Source organism: Rhodovulum kholense, from assembly GCF_003053725.1.
GTDB lineage: Bacteria > Pseudomonadota > Alphaproteobacteria > Rhodobacterales > Rhodobacteraceae > Rhodovulum > Rhodovulum kholense.
Genome location: NZ_QAYC01000002.1, coordinates 245,494 through 260,090, shown reverse-complemented (window position 1 = coordinate 260,090; position 14,597 = coordinate 245,494). Strand labels below are relative to the sequence as shown.

Below are 14,597 nucleotides of genomic sequence, written 5' to 3'. Positions count from 1 at the left end.
ATCTCTTGCTTCAAGTTTCTGCCGACGCCCGCCTCAGCGGACGTTCAGCGCCTCGACCATCACGCATTTGCGCTTGCGGGCGAAGGACTTGGCCGAGGTCAGACCCTCGCCGGTCGGTCCCGCGATGGTGAAGGTCGTGTAGCCCTCGCCGCCGACGCCGAGCCCCGCATAGGACGGGCCGTTCTTGACGAAGATCGTGGTCTGGATGAGCTTCGCCATCTTGGTCAGCTTGCGCACGTTGGTCGAGTGCATCATCGCGGTGTGGCGGTTGCCGTGTTCCAGCTCGACCGCCAGGTCGATGGCATCGTCGACGCCGGGCGCGCGGACCAGCGGCAGGATCGGCATCATCAGCTCTTCCTGCACGAAGACATGGTCCTTGTCGGTCTCGATCAGGATGATCTTGACGTCATTGCCCGCCTTCACACCGATCTTGTCGAGCAGGTAGGTCGCGCTCTTGCCGACGCAGGAGGTCTGCGGACCGCCCTTGTCGTTGATGACCAGCGCCTCGAGCTTTTTCACCAGCGCCGGGTCCTTGATCAGGTAGGCGCCGCATTTCTGCATTTCCGCGATCAGGTAGTCGGCGATCTGGTTGACCGCGATCAGCTCTTTCTCGGCGATGCAGGGCAGGTTGTTGTCGAAGCTGCAGCCGTTGACGATGTCGCGTGCGGCCTTCTCGATGTCGGCGGTCTCGTCGACCACGACCGGCGGGTTGCCCGCGCCCGCGCCGATGGCTTTCTTGCCGGTCGACATCACCGTCTTGACGATGCCCGGGCCGCCGGTCGCGACCAGCATCCGCACTTTGGGATGGTTCATCATCGCGTTGGTGTTGTCGATCGAGGGCTCCTGCACCGTCACCACGAGGTTCGCGGGCGCGCCCAGCGTGGCCAGCTTGCGGTTGATCAGCTTGACCACCAGAAGCGAGACCTTCTTGGCGCGCGGGTGGGGGCTGAAGACGGCGGCGTTGCCCGCGGCCAGCATGCCGATCGCGTTGCAGATGATCGTCTCGGTCGGGTTGGTGGTCGGGCAGATCGCGCCGATCACGCCGAAGGGCGAATATTCGACCAGCGTCAGCCCCTCGTCGCCGCTGAGAGCGTCGGTCGTCAGATCCTCGATGCCCGGGGTCTTTTCGCAGGCCAGCCGGTTCTTGATGATCTTGTGGGCGGCATTGCCCATGCCGGTATCGTTGGCCGCCATGTGCGAGATCCGCTCGAGCGTGCCGTTCGACAGGATCACCTCGCGGATGCCGTCGGTGAAGCGCTTGCGCGCGGCCATGGTGCAGAACAGGTACTGCCGCTGGGCCAGTTCGGCCGCCGCGACGGCCTCGTCCATGGACGCGAAGACGCCGTCGCCAAGGGTGGTGGCCTCGTCGTCGGACACGGCGACCTCTTCCGAGCTGGCCGAATGCGGGCAGACGGTGCAGGGTTGCTTGTCGCCCAGCGCATGCGCGACCAGCCCGTTGACGATATCGTCCAGCGGATCGTCCGAGGGATGCGCCTTGGACCAGCAGCAGCGTTTCGAGCCGGGCACGTAGGCGGGTTGCGCCGCGTCGCCGGCCGCCGGAGACGAGCCGGTTTCGGCCAGGATCTGCGCCACGAGGTCGGACATGGGCTGACCGCTCTTCGGATTGGCCGGAGGCGCGCCGGCGCCGGTGTCGGCCGCCGCGCTGCCATAACCGCTGAGCACCTGGGCCACGGCGTCGCTGATATCCTTGTCGTTCATCTTTCCGCTCCTTCTTCGGGGCCGCGCCCCAATCCGTTCAAATTCCGTTCAGGGCCTGGCGCGCGATGGCCATGTCCTCGTCGACGGTGCCGCCGCTGATCCCGACGGCGCCGATCACGGTGCCGTCGCGGCGGACCGGAAGCCCGCCGCCGAAGGCCACGACGCGGCCGTCATGGGTGCTTTCGACCCCGAAGAGCATCCCGCCCGGCTGGGCCTGCCGGCCCAGCTCGTCGGTGCCCATGCGAAACGCGGCGGCGGTCCAGGCTTTGCCGGGGGCCAGCGTCGCGCTGGCGGGCAGGCTGCCCTCCATCCGGTGAAACAGGATCTGGGCGCCGGTCGCGTCGGCCACCGCGATCACCATCGGCACGCCCATTGCCGCCGAGGCGGCCTGCGCGCGGGCCGCGATGGCCTCGGCCTCGGCCAGGGTCAGCGACGGGGTCGGGGCGGCGGGCAGGGCGCGCCGTTCCAGCGCGGCCGTGACCAGCCGTTCGATCAGTTGGGCGTCGATATCGCAGTGCATGTCCGGGTCTCCCTCAATGGGTCTCGACGGTGTCTACGATGCCGACGATCGAGGCATCCGAGACCGACTTGCCCAGCGTGCCCGCCATGCGCGCGCCGCTGCCCTTCGAGACGATCACCGTCTCGCCATAGCCCGCGCCGACCGTGTCGACGGCGATTTCGGTGAACCCGGTCGGGTCCAGCTGCGGGGAAAGCCGCGCCACGATCAGCAGCTTGGAGCCCACAAGGCTTGGGTCCTTGCTGGTCGAGACGACGGTTCCGATCACGCGTCCCAGATGCATCGCCCTTCTCCTTACACTCGCACGACCCGGACGTGCCGGGCCCGCAATTCTTCCGCCGCCAGCGGCGTGATCAGCACGTCCGACCCGATCCGCAATTCGGCCGAGTCCAGCGTCTGGGCCTCGCTCCGGCCGAAGACCCGCGACCCGGGCACGGAGGGTGTCGCAGTCCTCCGGCCCGGGCCCGGCCCCCGGTCGCCCGGCCGCGGGGACGCGATGGCATCGCCCAGCTTCGCGGCCCAGGCCAGTTCGACCCCATAGCTTTGCAGGCGGACCAGATGTCCGGCCAGCATCTCGCGGAAGGCCTCGTTTCCGGTCAGCCCGCGTGCGTTGCGCTCGCGGCCCGCGGGGCAGACGCCGTCGCGCGCCACCACCACCCGGCGGCCGCGTTCGAGCGCGCCGGTCAGCAGCGACGAGACCTCGTCCTCGGCCATGCCGAGCGAGGCGCGCGCGGCCAGCGCCACGCTGAGCGCGGGCACCACCACCAGGCCGTTGCGGCTCAGCGCGCCGTCGATATCGGTTTCCCCGGGCGCCGCCATCGGCGGGATCGCCCGCGCGCCGCCCAGCAGCCGCAGCCGTTCCGGGGTCAGAAGCCCGGCCGCGTCGGGGGTGCGGCGGATCTCGAAGCTCCAGCCCGCATCGGTCAGTTTCGACAGCGATTTCAGCGCCGGATCGAGCCCCAGATCGGTGCCCGAAAAGAGCAGGAGCGCCGAGCGTTCGCGCGCCTTCAGCCGGGCGACGATGCGGTCCGACAGAAGGTCCAGCAGGGCCCGGTTCAGAAGGGTGTCGAGCGCGGAGCGGTCCATCACTTGTCTCCTGTCACCTGCGGGAACATGGCAATGCCGAGCGGGGTCACCAGCAAAGGCTCGGCCGGTTTGACGATCCGGCGGCCGGTCTGCTTGGCGAAGACGCCTTCGAACTCGCTGAAGGTGCAGGCGCCGCCCACCACATGGACCGTGTCCACATCGGGATGGGCCTGCAGGAAGCGTTCGACGATGCTGGCCATCTTCTCGACCACCGGGCGGACGACCGCGAAAACCATGCGTTCATTCGCGGGATCGAGCTTTTCGGCCTCGGCCTCGTCGAAGGGCAGGCCGCGCGCCCCGGCCAGGACCAGGGTCATGTGGGTGCCGCCGGTGGCCTCGTCGAAGGAGGCGAGAACCTTGCCGTCCTTCAGCACGCTGATGCCGGTGGTGCCGCCGCCGACATCGACCACCGCCCCGTCCGAGACGCCCAGGAAGCGGGCCGCGGCGGCGGGTTCGTCGACGATCTCGGCCAGTTCGAAATCGGCGGCCTCGACCACATTGCCGATGGCCTTGGTGCTGCCGGGATGGACGCCGGGCGGGATCGCGGCTGCGGCTTTCAGCAGCGGCCGGCCGATCCGCTTTTCAAGCTCGGCCTTCATCGCGGTCACCGCGCTGACCGCGCCGATATAGTCGACGACGATGCCGTCGCGGACCACCGTCGAATGATGGGTGATGCCCGCAACCGGGCGGTTCGACGCATCGAGCACGGCCAGCACCAGGTTCGCCGTGCCGAGGTCGACGCCGACCTTCAGCGGACCCTTGGCCCAGGCGTCGGCGGGCACCACAGACCCCGAGCGGATCAGCTCGGCGAAGTCGCGCAATGTCCTGTCGGTGCTCATCGTTCTCTCTCCGTCTCGCCGCCCGTCCGGATCAGTCCCTGAGGATCCGCACGAGGTCGTCGTTCTTCAGCCCGAAGGCGTTCGCTTCCTCGACGTCGATATGCATTTCGGTGGCCGAGGCTTCGGCCGCGCGGATCACGACGTGATGCATGATCCCGCCGCGCGGACCGCCGACCAGCACGCTGACCTCGTCGCCATTGGCCAGACCCAGCCGGGCCGCGGTTTCGGGCAGCATGTGGATGTGGCGCATCGCGGCGATGACGCCCGAGTCCTTGCGGACCGTGCCCTGCGGCCCGACGATCTCGATGCCGGGCGTGTCGCCCAGCTTGCCGGACATCCGGAGCGGCGGCTTGACGCCCAGCACGAAGCCGTCGGCGATGGAAATCTCGACCTGGGTGTCCTTGCGCAACGGCCCGAGCACGCGGACCTTGCCGATCTCGCCCTTGGCGCCGCGAATGATGACGGTTTCCTCGGCCGCGTACTGGCCGGGCTGTTTCATCGCTTTCTTGCGGGTCAGCATGGCGCCGGGGCCGAAGAGGGCGTCCATGTCCTGACGCGACAGGTGGATATGCCGGTTCGACACGCCGATCGGCACCAGAGCGGGATCGGCCTCGGGGCCGGCAGCCGCCGTCGGGGCCGCCGCCTCCTTCGCCGCGGCGCGGCCTTGGGCCAGCACCTCGGCTACGATCCGATCAATCATGTTCCCAGTCACCTGCATCGCCTTGTCCTGTTCTTCTCGGCCCGCCCCGCCGCGCCGTTCCGGCGCCGGTGGGATCCCGGTTCCGGGCACATGTCGTGCCCGGGCTCCGGCCGTTTCCCGTGCTTGCCCCGCCGGTTCGGCCGGGGCGGTTCGTTTCAGCGCCCTTTACCGCCCGGCTTTCCGGCCGGGCCGGGGCGCCGGCGATTTCGCCGTCCTGCGCCAGACGCCCCGGCTCCGGTCGCCGCCGTCTCACCGGAGGGTCCGGCGGCAGCCTCCGAAGGCGCGGGAGCCGCCGCCGCCTCGGAGGGTGTTTCTGTGTCTTGTGTCTCGTCGCTGGGTTCGGGTTCGGCTTGGTGCGTGGCTGCCGCAGCTCTTTCCGGGTCCGCCGGTTCAGCCGGGGCGGGGGTTTCGTCGGACGCCGGTGTCCCAGCGGCGTCCGACGAGGCTTCGGCGTCCTCGTCCGTATGTGAGACGGCCTCGACCGGGGCAGAGACCTCCGACGCGGCTTCAGCCGCGCTGGAGAGCTCCGCCTCGGCCTCGGCCGCAGGCTCGGACGCCGCGGCCGTTCCGGCGGCCGGTTCAGGAACCGGTTCCGCCGGGACCACGCCCACGGTCGCGGGACTGTCCACCAGCAAGGACACATCCCGCGCCGGGCGCGCGATAACCTGGGTCGACACGACGCGGTTCACGCGTTCGGCCGCCACGGCGCCGGCCGCGACCGCGGCCTTGATGGCGCCCACTTCTCCGCGAAGCTTGACGACCGTCATGCCGTCGCCGTTGGTCAGCTCGTAGCCCACCAGCTGGACGTTGGCCGATTTCACCGCAGCGTCGGCGGCTTCAACGGCAGCGGCCAGGCCGATGGTTTCGATCAATCCAAGGCTTTGCTCGGTCATGACGGTCATCCTCTTTCAAGCTCAGATGTACGGAGTGGTGGTCGACTTGAGCTCGGTGGTCGGATCAAGCGTGCCCAGAAGCTGCTTGCCGACGTCGCGCGCAGCGTGGATCGACTGGCGCACCGCGCCGGAGTCGCCGCTGAACATGTAGATCACCTCGTTCGAGTAGCTGGTGCCGCCGTTGCCCGGCGACGCGTAGCCGACGGTATCGACCGTCGCCGCCTTGGCCGCGGTATCGGCCATCAGCACGCCGATCGCCGCAGGGGCGCCGACGGTGATGCCGAAGGCCTGGCCGATCGGGGCGCCAAAAGCCTTGTTCAGCGCAAAGCTGGCCCGGGCGGTGTACTGGAATTCCAGGTGGCCCGCGGCGTTGCCGTAGACGTCCCCGAAGGTCCGGTCCAGTTCGCTCAGCATGACTTCGACCGCACGGCGGGCGTCGGAAACGTCCGCGGCGCCGAAGATGATCAACGACCCGTGGCCAGCGCCGCCTTCGGTATCCCGCGGCAGTTCGATCACCAGCACTTCGCTGTTGGTCGCCTTCACCGCCTCATCGGCCGCGAAGATGTGGGGACCGGCCCCGGTCCGCGCGCCGACGATGCCGATCGAGCGGTACTTCTTGTCGATCTTCATCGCGTCATGCAGCGCCGGATCGACGTTGGCGATGACCATGCCGATCGTGTTGCCGATCGCGGTGCCGACGAATTCGGTCAGCTGGCACGCCTTGGGGGCTTTGGCGGGAGCCGCCTTGGCCTGGGGTTGGGGTTCGGAGGAGGAGGAGCTGTCGCTCCCCCCCATTTTCCGGATCACTTCCCCCATCAGTTGTTCGACAAGATCGTCTTTCATGACCGATCCTCCTTGTCCTTAATCAGGGGTTATTCGGCGGCCGGGGCGGGATGGGGCAGAATGCGTTCCACCTCGGTATGCGGCCGCGGGATCACGTGGACAGAGGCCACGGTGCCGACCTTGCCGGCCGCCACGGCGCCCGCATCGGTGGCGGCCTTGACCGCGCCGACATCGCCACGCACCATCACGGTGACGAGGCCCGACCCGATTTTCTCGTAGCCGATCATCGTCACGTTGGCCGATTTGACCATGGCGTCAGCGGCCTCGATGGCGCCGACCAGACCTTTGGTTTCGACCATTCCCAGTGCTTCCTGTTGCATCGCTCTCTCCTTGCTCACGATGTTTCGTTGATGAAGTTTGCCTTAGGGTCTTCGCGCTTCTTGCTCTGCTGCATCCTCCCTCGTCTCCTAACCGCCGACCTGCATCAGCAGGGCGTCCAGGTCTGCCTGGGACGGTTTGCGTGGGTTGCTGGTCGTGCAGGCATCGGCCAGCGCTGCCGCCGCGATCTGGGATCGGGCATGGCTGAATTCCTCCATGTCCGTCCCGAGACCCCGGAGGGATGACGGGATGCCGAACCTGGCATTGAGGCCCTGGATTGCGTGGATCAGGGTGCCGACCCCGGCGCGCGTACTGGGCACGTCGAGCCCGATCAGACGGGCGATCCGGGCGTAGCGTTCGGCGGCCTCGGGCTCTTCGGCGTTCCAGGCGATCACCAGCGGCATCAGCACCGCGTTGACGCGGCCGTGCACGACATGGAGCCGCCCGCCGAGGGCATGGGCGAGGCTGTGGTTGATGCCGAGCCCCGCCGCGCTGAACGCCAGCCCGGCCAGGCAGGACGCCTGGTGCATCGCGTCCCGCGCCTCGATGTCGTCGCCATTGGCGAAACAGCGGGGCAGGGAGGCGAAGGCCAGCGCCAGCGCCTTTTCGGCGAAGGCGTCGGTGAAGTGGTTGGCACCGGTCGCGACCACGGCCTCGATGGCGTGGGTGATGACGTCCATGCCGGTATCGGCGGTCACCTTCGGCGGCGCGGTGCGCACGAATTCGGGGTCCAGAAGCGCCACGTCGGGGACGAGCTCTTCCGAGATCAGGGGAAACTTGCGGCCGTTGGCGGGGTCCGAGATCACCGCGAACGAGGTCACTTCGGACCCGGTGCCGCTGGTCGTCGGGATCGCGACGAACGGGATATAGCGGCCTTCGGACATCTGGCGGACGATGGCAAGGATCGCCTTGCCGGCGTCGATCGGCGAGCCGCCACCCAGTGCCAGGATCACGTCCGGGCCGAAATCGGCCAGCAGGCGGGCGCCCCTGGAGACGGTGTCGAGCGGCGGCTCGGGGATCGCTTCGTCGAAGACCAGCACGTCGCAGCCCTTCAGCGAGGCTTTCACCCGGTCGAGCGCGCCCGACTGGGCCATGAAGGCGTCGGTCACGATACCGACTTTCTGACCGCGATAGGCATGCAGGCGGTCCAGCAGTCCGGGGCCGAAGACGATCTCGGTCCTGGGATGGAAGCTTTGATAGCGGGTCATTCGGGTCACCTGTTTCTTCGCGGGTCGGTCGGGTGGGGCGGACACGGGCGGCTGGATGTCAGGGGCCGCCGCCCGCGCCTCTCCCCGGTCGGCCCCCGCGTGCTGCGATGCGGGGACCGGCCAATCGCTGGATCAGAACGTCTGTTCCGTCCGGCTGATGATGTCGTCCTGCACCTCTTTCGCGAGGACGACGAACTGGGCGCTGTAGCCGGCCACGCGGACCACGAGGTCCTTGTGGGCATCCGGGTTTTTCTGCGCGTCCAGAAGGGTCTGGCGGTCGATCACGTTGAACTGCACGTGCATGCCCTTGTGATCGAAGTACGACCGCACCAGCGAGGCGAAGTTCTGCAGACCCTGGTCACCGGCCAGCGCCGCAGGCAGGAACTTCTGGTTGTAGAGGGTGCCGTTCGAGGCGATGAAGTGGTCGAGCTTGGCCACCGAGTTCGCCGCGGCCGTCGGGCCCTTCGCATCCTTGCCTTGCCGGGGCGACACGCCGTCCGAGAGCGGTTTCTTGGCGAGACGGCCGTCGGGCAGCGCGCCCACGTCCTTGCCGAAGAGCACGTTCGCGGACACCGGGTAGATCCCGGCCTGGAACTGGCCACCGCGCGGGTTGGTGTACTTTTCAACCTCGAGGCAGTAGATCCGGGCGCATTTCCGGGCGATCAGGTCGACCTCGTCGTCATCGTTCCCGAAGCACTCGGCCGAGTCCATCAGGCGGCGGATGCCGTCATATTTGGACGAACCCGACTGCGGCGTGTCCTTGGCGGCCAGCGTGCGGTAGACCTCGTCCTTCAGCGTGGCCACATCGACCGAGCTGTTGGTGGAGAGCACCTTGCGCACCGCGGCGTAGACTTCCTCTTCGCTCGGCGTGCCGCCGCCCGACGTCTGGGCGCTCTCGCCCAGCGCGACCCCGAAGTTGGCGTCCAGTGCGTCCTTCAGATCCGCCATCGACACTTTCTTTTCGTCGAAGACGAATTTCTTCATGGCGTAGACCGAGTCGCCGGTATCGGCGACGCCGAAGGCCTGCGGACCGGTGAAGTTGTAGATCGCGCCGCCTTCCTGGACCGACTTGCCGCGACCCATGCAGTCGTCGACCATGGCCGACAGGAAGGGCAGGGGCGCCCGTTCGGCATGGGCGAGGTCGACGCAGTTGTCGGCTTCGGCCAGGTACTTGACGAAGAAAGTCATCTGCGCCTGGAACGCCGCATAGAAGTCGTCAAGCGATTTCCAGTCGGTCATCTCGCCGGTCTTCGGCCCCAGCTGCGTGTCGCCCACGCGGCCGTTGTTCATGGTGATTTCCAGAACCTTGGCCACGTTGAAGAACGCCGCGTCGTGCCAGCCTTCGGTGCGGTGGATCGCCTGCGGTTCGACGCAGCCGACGATGCCGTAGTCGCGGGCATCGGCCAGCGAGACACCGCGGTTCTGCAGCGCGGGGATGATCACCTCGTCGTTGTAGACCGCGGGCACTCCCAGCCCGAGGCGCACGACCTCGGCGGCCCGGAACAGGAACTCGTCGGGCGTGCCCTGCCAGACGCGGATCGAGAAGGACGGCGCGGGCAGTTTCACATGGGCGACCGCTTCCATGCACATGTAGGACATGTCATTGGTCGCATCGAGACCGTCTTCGGTCTGGCCGCCGACGCAGAGGTTCTGGAACACCGCGTAACCGGCAAAGGCCTGGGCCGACACCTCGTCGCGGGTCTTGTTGACGTCGTTGAGCTTGATCCAGATGCAGTCGACCAGTTCCTGCGCGAATTCGCGGCTGATGGATTTGTCGGCTTGCAGGTAGGGGTCCATGTACTGGTCGAACCGGCCCGGCGAGATCGAGTGGCCCGAGGATTCGATCTGCAGCATGCACTGGACGAACCACATGGTCTGGCAGGCTTCCCAGAACGTCGTGGCCGGGTTTTCAGGCACGCGGCGGCAGTTCTTGGCGATCTGTTCCAGCTCGGCCTTGCGGCTCGGGTTCGATTCCTGCCTGGCCAGCTCTTCCGCCTTCGCCGCATAGCGGTGGGCGAAGTTGATCGCGGCGTTGTAGGAGATCACGACCGCGTTGTAGAACTGTTTCTTCTTGATGAAGCCCGGGTCTTTCTCGTCGAGGCATTCAAGCAGCTTGATCGCCTGTTCGATGACACCGCGGAAACCGATCTTGAGGATCTTGCCGTAGTCCACGCAGACATGGCCGACGCCGCCGAAGTAGTAGTTGCCGACGGTGAACACGCCGTTGGCCATGCAATCATGGGCCTTTTTCGACATGTAGGACGCGGCAAGCGCCTGGGTCGTCTTGCCCGGCCAGTACTTGAAGGCCTCATGCAGCTCGGCGGCGGTTTCCTTCGGGATCTCGAAGGGGTCGGCGACGCGGGTCGCCATGGTGTCGAACTCGGCTTCCACCCAGTCGAACGAGAATTCGGGGCAGATTTCGGTCGAGCGCGGGTTCTTGGTGATCGCGCCGACGATCAGCTCGTCGTCGCGGATGGTCACGGGAAGCTCGTTGAAGATCTTCTCGGCCACCTTGGCGCGCCGCAGGATCGCAGGCAGCCCTTCGGTTGCCTTGTAGGCTTCGGTCGCCAGAACCGCACGCTCGGACTCGACATAGGGCCGGGCGTGGATGATCTGGGACTTGAGCCGCATCACGCGGTCCGTCGGTTTCGTAAAGCCCTTCTCAATCATGATTTCCTCCAGGCTGTGATGCCCCGCCGAGCCCTCGCGGCCCGCCGGCGCCGATTGCTTCAGATCGCGAGGTCGGGGGCCACCTGGCGCGCGAAGGCGCGCAGCAGTCCCGGATGTCCGGGCCAAGCCGGAGACGTCGCGAGGTTTCCGTCGATCACGGTGTTTTCCGGCGCGACGGCGACATAGGTGCCGCCGACGGCGCGGATCTCGGGGGCGACGGCCGGGTAGGCCGTCAGGCGGCGACCGGCGAGAACGCCGGCGGCGGCCAGAATTTGCGGGCCATGGCAGATCGCCGCGACCGGCCTGTCCGCCTCCATGACGGTGCGGGTCAGCGCCAGCACGTCCTCGTCGAGCCGCAGGTATTCGCAGGCCCGGCCTCCGGCGAGGTAGAGGCCGTCATAGGCGTCCGCCTCGATCAGCCCGAAGGCGGCGTTCAGATGAAACAGGTGACCGGGTTTTTCGCTATAGGTCTGGTCGCCCTCGAAATCGTGGATCGCGGTCCTTATGGTGTCGCCCGCGCGTTTTCCCGGGCAGGCCGCGTCGACCTGGAAACCGACCATTCCAAGCGCCTGAAAGGGAACCATCACTTCATAATCTTCGGAATAGTCGCCGACGATCATGAGGATTTTCTTTTTCGAGGAGCCGGGCATTTCCATTTCCTTCGCGATTGGCCGCGTCGTTGAAGAGAGAATAGGGTTTTGCAGGGGCCGTCAGCAACGCGAAGGGTTTGACAATGACGGGTAATCCTTTGACGGCGGCAGCAAATCGGACGCATCGCTCTTGAAAACAAGGGGTTTGGCGCCGGCCGGCCGCGGCGTGCAATCGGCCGGGAGGACAAGAAATTACGCGGACCGGTAAATTCTTGTCATCGGGAGGACAAGGTAACCTCGGTCGGAACCGGGCAGGGGCGTGTCGGACAGGGCCTTCGGGAGGTGCCGGGGGACTCGCGCGTTCTTCATAAGATTACGTAATTGAAAAATAAAATCGGCGCGATGCTGCTGCGGCAGGCCGATTCCGGGGACCCCGGAGGGCGAATTTCGGGCCTCCTCCGGCTCCGGCAAGAAATTACCACCGGAGGCCAAGTTCCCCGCGTTGACCGGCCGAGTCAATTCGATCAACATTATTTTCGACGACGCACCCGAATTCGGGACTCGCTTTCGATATCAACATATCGGGGGATGCAGTTTGAACCAACCGGAGGGCTTTTGGCTTTTCCGGAGTCGGCAACCTGCGTTTCGAAAAACGGGCGCGGGTGCGAAGCAAGTGGAAACCGAAAAAATCGACATGCGAACTTGGAAGCGGAATCGAGGCGAACGCGTAAATCTCCTTCGAGGATTTCGCGTGAGGAATGTCGATTGCGTTGCAAGGAGGAATAAATGACTGCACTCGGTTTACTGGTCGCCTTCGGAGGCGGCATCTTCGGGGCGGCGATCGGCGCATTGCCGGCCTTCGCCTTCGTGGGCATCCTGACGATCGCGGGCGTCGCGATCCAGCTGGCGGTCGCACCCGCGGCCACCGACTTCTTCGGGATCCCGTTCGGCGTCTTCGGCCCGCATGTGGGCGGGTTCGCCTCGGGCGTCGCCGCCGCGGCCTATGCGGCCTCGAAGGGCAAGCTTGACAGCGGCCGCAACATCGTGACGGCGGGCATGGGGTTGAACAGCCCCGACGTGCTGCTGGTCGGCGGTATCTTCGGGATCGTCGGCTACGTGATCTGCTGGGGCGTCGCGATGGTGCCCGATGTGGGTCCGGGCCTGCCCTGGACCGATTATCCCGGCATGAGCGTCGTGATCTCGGCCTTCATCGTGCGCTTTCTCTGGGGCACCTGCGGCCTGTGCGGGAAAACGCCCGAGGGCGAGCGGTTCTTCCACCCGACCGATGCCACCAAATGGCTGGTGTTCCAGAGCAGCTTTGGCCAGATCGCCGTGATCGGCATCGGCGTCGGACTGCTGGGCGGCTGGCTGGGCGTGACCTACGGCACCGCTGGCGCGCTGCTGGCCTTCGGCATCGCCGCCGCGAGCCTGCTGTTCCTGACGGTCGGCGTTCTGACCCCGGTGACCCACCACATCGCCCTGCCGGCCGCCATCGTCGGCGTGGCCTCGGGCAGCATCCTCTGGGCCGGCATCGCAGGCTTGGTCTGCGCCTTCGTGGGCGAATTCTTCGCCCGGGTCTTCCTCGACCGCGGCGACACCCATATCGACCCGCCGGCCTGCACTATCGCGGCCATGACGCTGGTCTTCAACGTACTGACTTCCATCGGCTTCTGGGCTCTCCTCCCACTGCCGGTGTGATCCGGGGGCAGACCGACACCCTGCACCCCGAACGGGCGGCGCGACACCCTCCTCCCACCCTCCCCCCCGTCGCGCCGCCCGTCCTTGCTGTTTCAAAGAAAGGACGACACCATGATCCTGACCATCAACTGCGGCAGTTCCAGCCTGAAGTATCAGCTTTACACGACCGATCTGTCCGAAGTCGTGGCGAAGGGTCTGATCGCCCGGATCGGCGAAGACGGCTCCTATTCGGATCACAAGGCCGGAGGCCGCGGCGAGAAGGTCGAGCTTCCGGTGCCCGATCACAAGACCGCGCTTGAACTGATGCTGGCCAGCCTGATGCATGCCGACTATGGCGTGATCGACTGCCCGGCGGCCATCACGGCCATCGGCCATCGCGCGGTCCATGGCGGCGACGTTTTCGTCGACTCGGTCGTGGTCGATGACGCGGTCATGGCCCAGCTGCGGGCCTGCGTCGGCTTTGCGCCGCTGCACAATCCCTGCAACATCGCGGGTATCGAGGCCGCGATGCGTCTGTTCCCGGGCGTCCCGAACATCGTGGTGTTCGATACCGCGTTCCATCAGACCGTGCCGCCCGAGGCGCATGTCTATGCGCTGCCCTACGCGCTTTATGCCAAGAGCGGCATCCGGAAATACGGCTTTCACGGCACGTCCTGCCGATATGTCAGCCAGGCCACGGCCGATCTGCTGAACTGGCCCATCGAGGACATGAAGATGGTGATCTGCCATCTGGGCAACGGCGTGACGCTGACCGCGGTCGATGGCGGCAGGTCGGTCGATACCTCGATCGGGTTCGGCACCTTCGGGGGCGTTCCCATGGGCACCCGGTCGGGCGATTTCGATCCGTCGATCATCTTCCATCTGGTCAATCAGCTGGGGATGAGCCTGAAGGACGTCGAGACGCTTTGCTATCACAAGAGCGGGCTTCTGGGCGTCTCGGGCGTCAGCAACGACATGCGCGAGGTGACCACGCGGGCGGCTGACGGCGACGAGCGGTGCAGGCTGGCGGTCGAGATCTTCGTCTATCAGATCAAGAAGACCATCGGCGCCTATGCGGCCGCGATGAACGGGCTCGACGCGCTGGTCTTCACAGCAGGCATCGGCGAGAACAGCGCCGAGATCCGGACCCGGATCTGTTCGGGGCTGGGCTTCCTGGGCGTCCGGATCGACGAGGCCACGAACGAGGTGGCGCGCGACGGCTATCCGAACATCAGCGCTGCCGATGCGTCGGTCGCGACCCTTGTCGTGCCCACCGACGAAGAGCGGATGATCGCGATGGACACCCTGCGTCTGACCCCCGATCACCTGCTGACAACGCCGCGCGGCGTCTCTGCGCGCGGCTACGAACAGGCGCGGCCGCTCTAGGCCGTCCCTGCCGTCGTCCGGCGGCGTGTCGGGGAGCAGCGGGAGCATCGTCTTCCGCGGGCCCGGCACGTCGTCGGCGACTCCAGTCCGAAGGCCCCGGCATCGGTGCCCCTTCGGGGGCGCGGCTCGGGGCCTTCCGCTGGCTGTTCTC

General features: G+C 66.7%; 14 protein-coding genes. 2 read left to right on the top strand and 12 right to left on the bottom strand.

The genetic code is table 11. The features are described 5' to 3' along the window. Positions 1 to 33: 33 nt before the first annotated feature. The 12 genes from C8N38_RS03955 to C8N38_RS03900 all read right to left on the bottom strand — a co-directional run bounded on the left by C8N38_RS03955 (position 34) and on the right by C8N38_RS03900 (position 11,413). Positions 34 to 1,719, bottom strand: a complete 1,686-nt coding sequence (locus C8N38_RS03955; protein ID WP_108024144.1) for an aldehyde dehydrogenase family protein — start codon at positions 1,717 to 1,719, stop codon at positions 34 to 36. Positions 1,720 to 1,756: 37 nt separating this feature from the next. Continuing rightward, positions 1,757 to 2,239 (bottom strand): GlcG/HbpS family heme-binding protein, encoded by a 483-nt coding sequence (locus C8N38_RS03950; RefSeq protein ID WP_108024142.1) that lies wholly within the window; start codon positions 2,237 to 2,239, stop codon positions 1,757 to 1,759. A gap of 13 nt (positions 2,240 to 2,252) precedes the next feature. After that, on the bottom strand, positions 2,253 to 2,519 hold the full coding sequence (locus C8N38_RS03945; protein ID WP_108024140.1) for a EutN/CcmL family microcompartment protein: 267 nt from the start codon (positions 2,517 to 2,519) through the stop codon (positions 2,253 to 2,255). A gap of 11 nt (positions 2,520 to 2,530) precedes the next feature. After that, positions 2,531 to 3,322 carry a hypothetical protein gene (locus C8N38_RS03940; RefSeq protein ID WP_108024139.1) on the bottom strand — a complete coding sequence of 264 codons (792 nt, stop codon included), beginning with the start codon at positions 3,320 to 3,322 and terminating at the stop codon, positions 2,531 to 2,533. After that, the gene (eutJ, locus tag C8N38_RS03935) at positions 3,322 to 4,161 is read right to left on the bottom strand and encodes an ethanolamine utilization protein EutJ (RefSeq protein ID WP_108024137.1); all 840 of its coding nucleotides are present in this window, start codon (positions 4,159 to 4,161) and stop codon (positions 3,322 to 3,324) included. The genes C8N38_RS03940 and eutJ overlap by 1 nt, the downstream gene beginning before the upstream one ends. 31 nt (positions 4,162 to 4,192) lie before the next feature. After that, positions 4,193 to 4,861, bottom strand: coding sequence for a phosphate propanoyltransferase (locus C8N38_RS03930; protein ID WP_245895501.1), 669 nt, complete (start codon positions 4,859 to 4,861; stop codon positions 4,193 to 4,195). Between the two features lie 155 nt (positions 4,862 to 5,016). Then, a complete protein-coding gene (locus C8N38_RS22270) occupies positions 5,017 to 5,754 on the bottom strand; it encodes a BMC domain-containing protein (RefSeq protein WP_108024456.1) in 738 nt (245 codons plus the stop codon). 21 nt (positions 5,755 to 5,775) lie between these two features. Beyond that, on the bottom strand, positions 5,776 to 6,597 hold the full coding sequence (gene pduB, locus C8N38_RS03920) for a propanediol utilization microcompartment protein PduB (protein ID WP_108024133.1): 822 nt from the start codon (positions 6,595 to 6,597) through the stop codon (positions 5,776 to 5,778). A gap of 29 nt (positions 6,598 to 6,626) precedes the next feature. Further along, a complete protein-coding gene (gene pduA, locus C8N38_RS03915) occupies positions 6,627 to 6,917 on the bottom strand; it encodes a propanediol utilization microcompartment protein PduA (RefSeq protein WP_075787138.1) in 291 nt (96 codons plus the stop codon). 87 nt (positions 6,918 to 7,004) lie between these two features. Further along, complete coding sequence (locus tag C8N38_RS03910) at positions 7,005 to 8,123, bottom strand: 1-propanol dehydrogenase PduQ (RefSeq protein WP_108024131.1); 1,119 nt, start codon at positions 8,121 to 8,123, stop codon at positions 7,005 to 7,007. A gap of 132 nt (positions 8,124 to 8,255) precedes the next feature. Further along, positions 8,256 to 10,793, bottom strand: a complete 2,538-nt coding sequence (locus C8N38_RS03905) for a glycyl radical protein (RefSeq protein WP_108024129.1) — start codon at positions 10,791 to 10,793, stop codon at positions 8,256 to 8,258. A gap of 59 nt (positions 10,794 to 10,852) precedes the next feature. Then, positions 10,853 to 11,413 (bottom strand): DJ-1/PfpI family protein, encoded by a 561-nt coding sequence (locus C8N38_RS03900; protein WP_281258205.1) that lies wholly within the window; start codon positions 11,411 to 11,413, stop codon positions 10,853 to 10,855. Between the two features lie 756 nt (positions 11,414 to 12,169). On the opposite strand from C8N38_RS03900, the gene C8N38_RS03895 reads away from it, so the two are divergent. Then, positions 12,170 to 13,081, top strand: a complete 912-nt coding sequence (locus C8N38_RS03895) for a DUF7973 family transport facilitator (protein WP_108024125.1) — start codon at positions 12,170 to 12,172, stop codon at positions 13,079 to 13,081. 111 nt (positions 13,082 to 13,192) lie between these two features. After that, the gene (locus C8N38_RS03890; protein WP_108024124.1) at positions 13,193 to 14,446 is read left to right on the top strand and encodes an acetate/propionate family kinase; all 1,254 of its coding nucleotides are present in this window, start codon (positions 13,193 to 13,195) and stop codon (positions 14,444 to 14,446) included. Positions 14,447 to 14,597 lie beyond the last annotated feature (151 nt).

Excerpts from the sequence above, each read along its gene's own strand:
- C8N38_RS03955 (WP_108024144.1), bottom strand. The coding sequence starts at position 1,719 with ATGAACGACAAGGATATCAGCGACGCCGTGGCCCAGGTGCTCAGCGGT.
- C8N38_RS03950 (WP_108024142.1), bottom strand. The coding sequence starts at position 2,239 with ATGCACTGCGATATCGACGCCCAACTGATCGAACGGCTGGTCACGGCC.
- C8N38_RS03945 (WP_108024140.1), bottom strand. The coding sequence starts at position 2,519 with ATGCATCTGGGACGCGTGATCGGAACCGTCGTCTCGACCAGCAAGGAC.
- C8N38_RS03940 (WP_108024139.1), bottom strand. The coding sequence starts at position 3,322 with ATGGACCGCTCCGCGCTCGACACCCTTCTGAACCGGGCCCTGCTGGAC.
- eutJ (WP_108024137.1), bottom strand. The coding sequence starts at position 4,161 with ATGAGCACCGACAGGACATTGCGCGACTTCGCCGAGCTGATCCGCTCG.
- C8N38_RS03930 (WP_245895501.1), bottom strand. The coding sequence starts at position 4,861 with ATGATTGATCGGATCGTAGCCGAGGTGCTGGCCCAAGGCCGCGCCGCG.
- C8N38_RS22270 (WP_108024456.1), bottom strand. The coding sequence starts at position 5,754 with ATGACCGAGCAAAGCCTTGGATTGATCGAAACCATCGGCCTGGCCGCT.
- pduB (WP_108024133.1), bottom strand. The coding sequence starts at position 6,597 with ATGAAAGACGATCTTGTCGAACAACTGATGGGGGAAGTGATCCGGAAA.
- pduA (WP_075787138.1), bottom strand. The coding sequence starts at position 6,917 with ATGCAACAGGAAGCACTGGGAATGGTCGAAACCAAAGGTCTGGTCGGC.
- C8N38_RS03910 (WP_108024131.1), bottom strand. The coding sequence starts at position 8,123 with ATGACCCGCTATCAAAGCTTCCATCCCAGGACCGAGATCGTCTTCGGC.
- C8N38_RS03905 (WP_108024129.1), bottom strand. The coding sequence starts at position 10,793 with ATGATTGAGAAGGGCTTTACGAAACCGACGGACCGCGTGATGCGGCTC.
- C8N38_RS03900 (WP_281258205.1), bottom strand. The coding sequence starts at position 11,413 with ATGATCGTCGGCGACTATTCCGAAGATTATGAAGTGATGGTTCCCTTT.
- C8N38_RS03895 (WP_108024125.1), top strand. The coding sequence starts at position 12,170 with ATGACTGCACTCGGTTTACTGGTCGCCTTCGGAGGCGGCATCTTCGGG.
- C8N38_RS03890 (WP_108024124.1), top strand. The coding sequence starts at position 13,193 with ATGATCCTGACCATCAACTGCGGCAGTTCCAGCCTGAAGTATCAGCTT.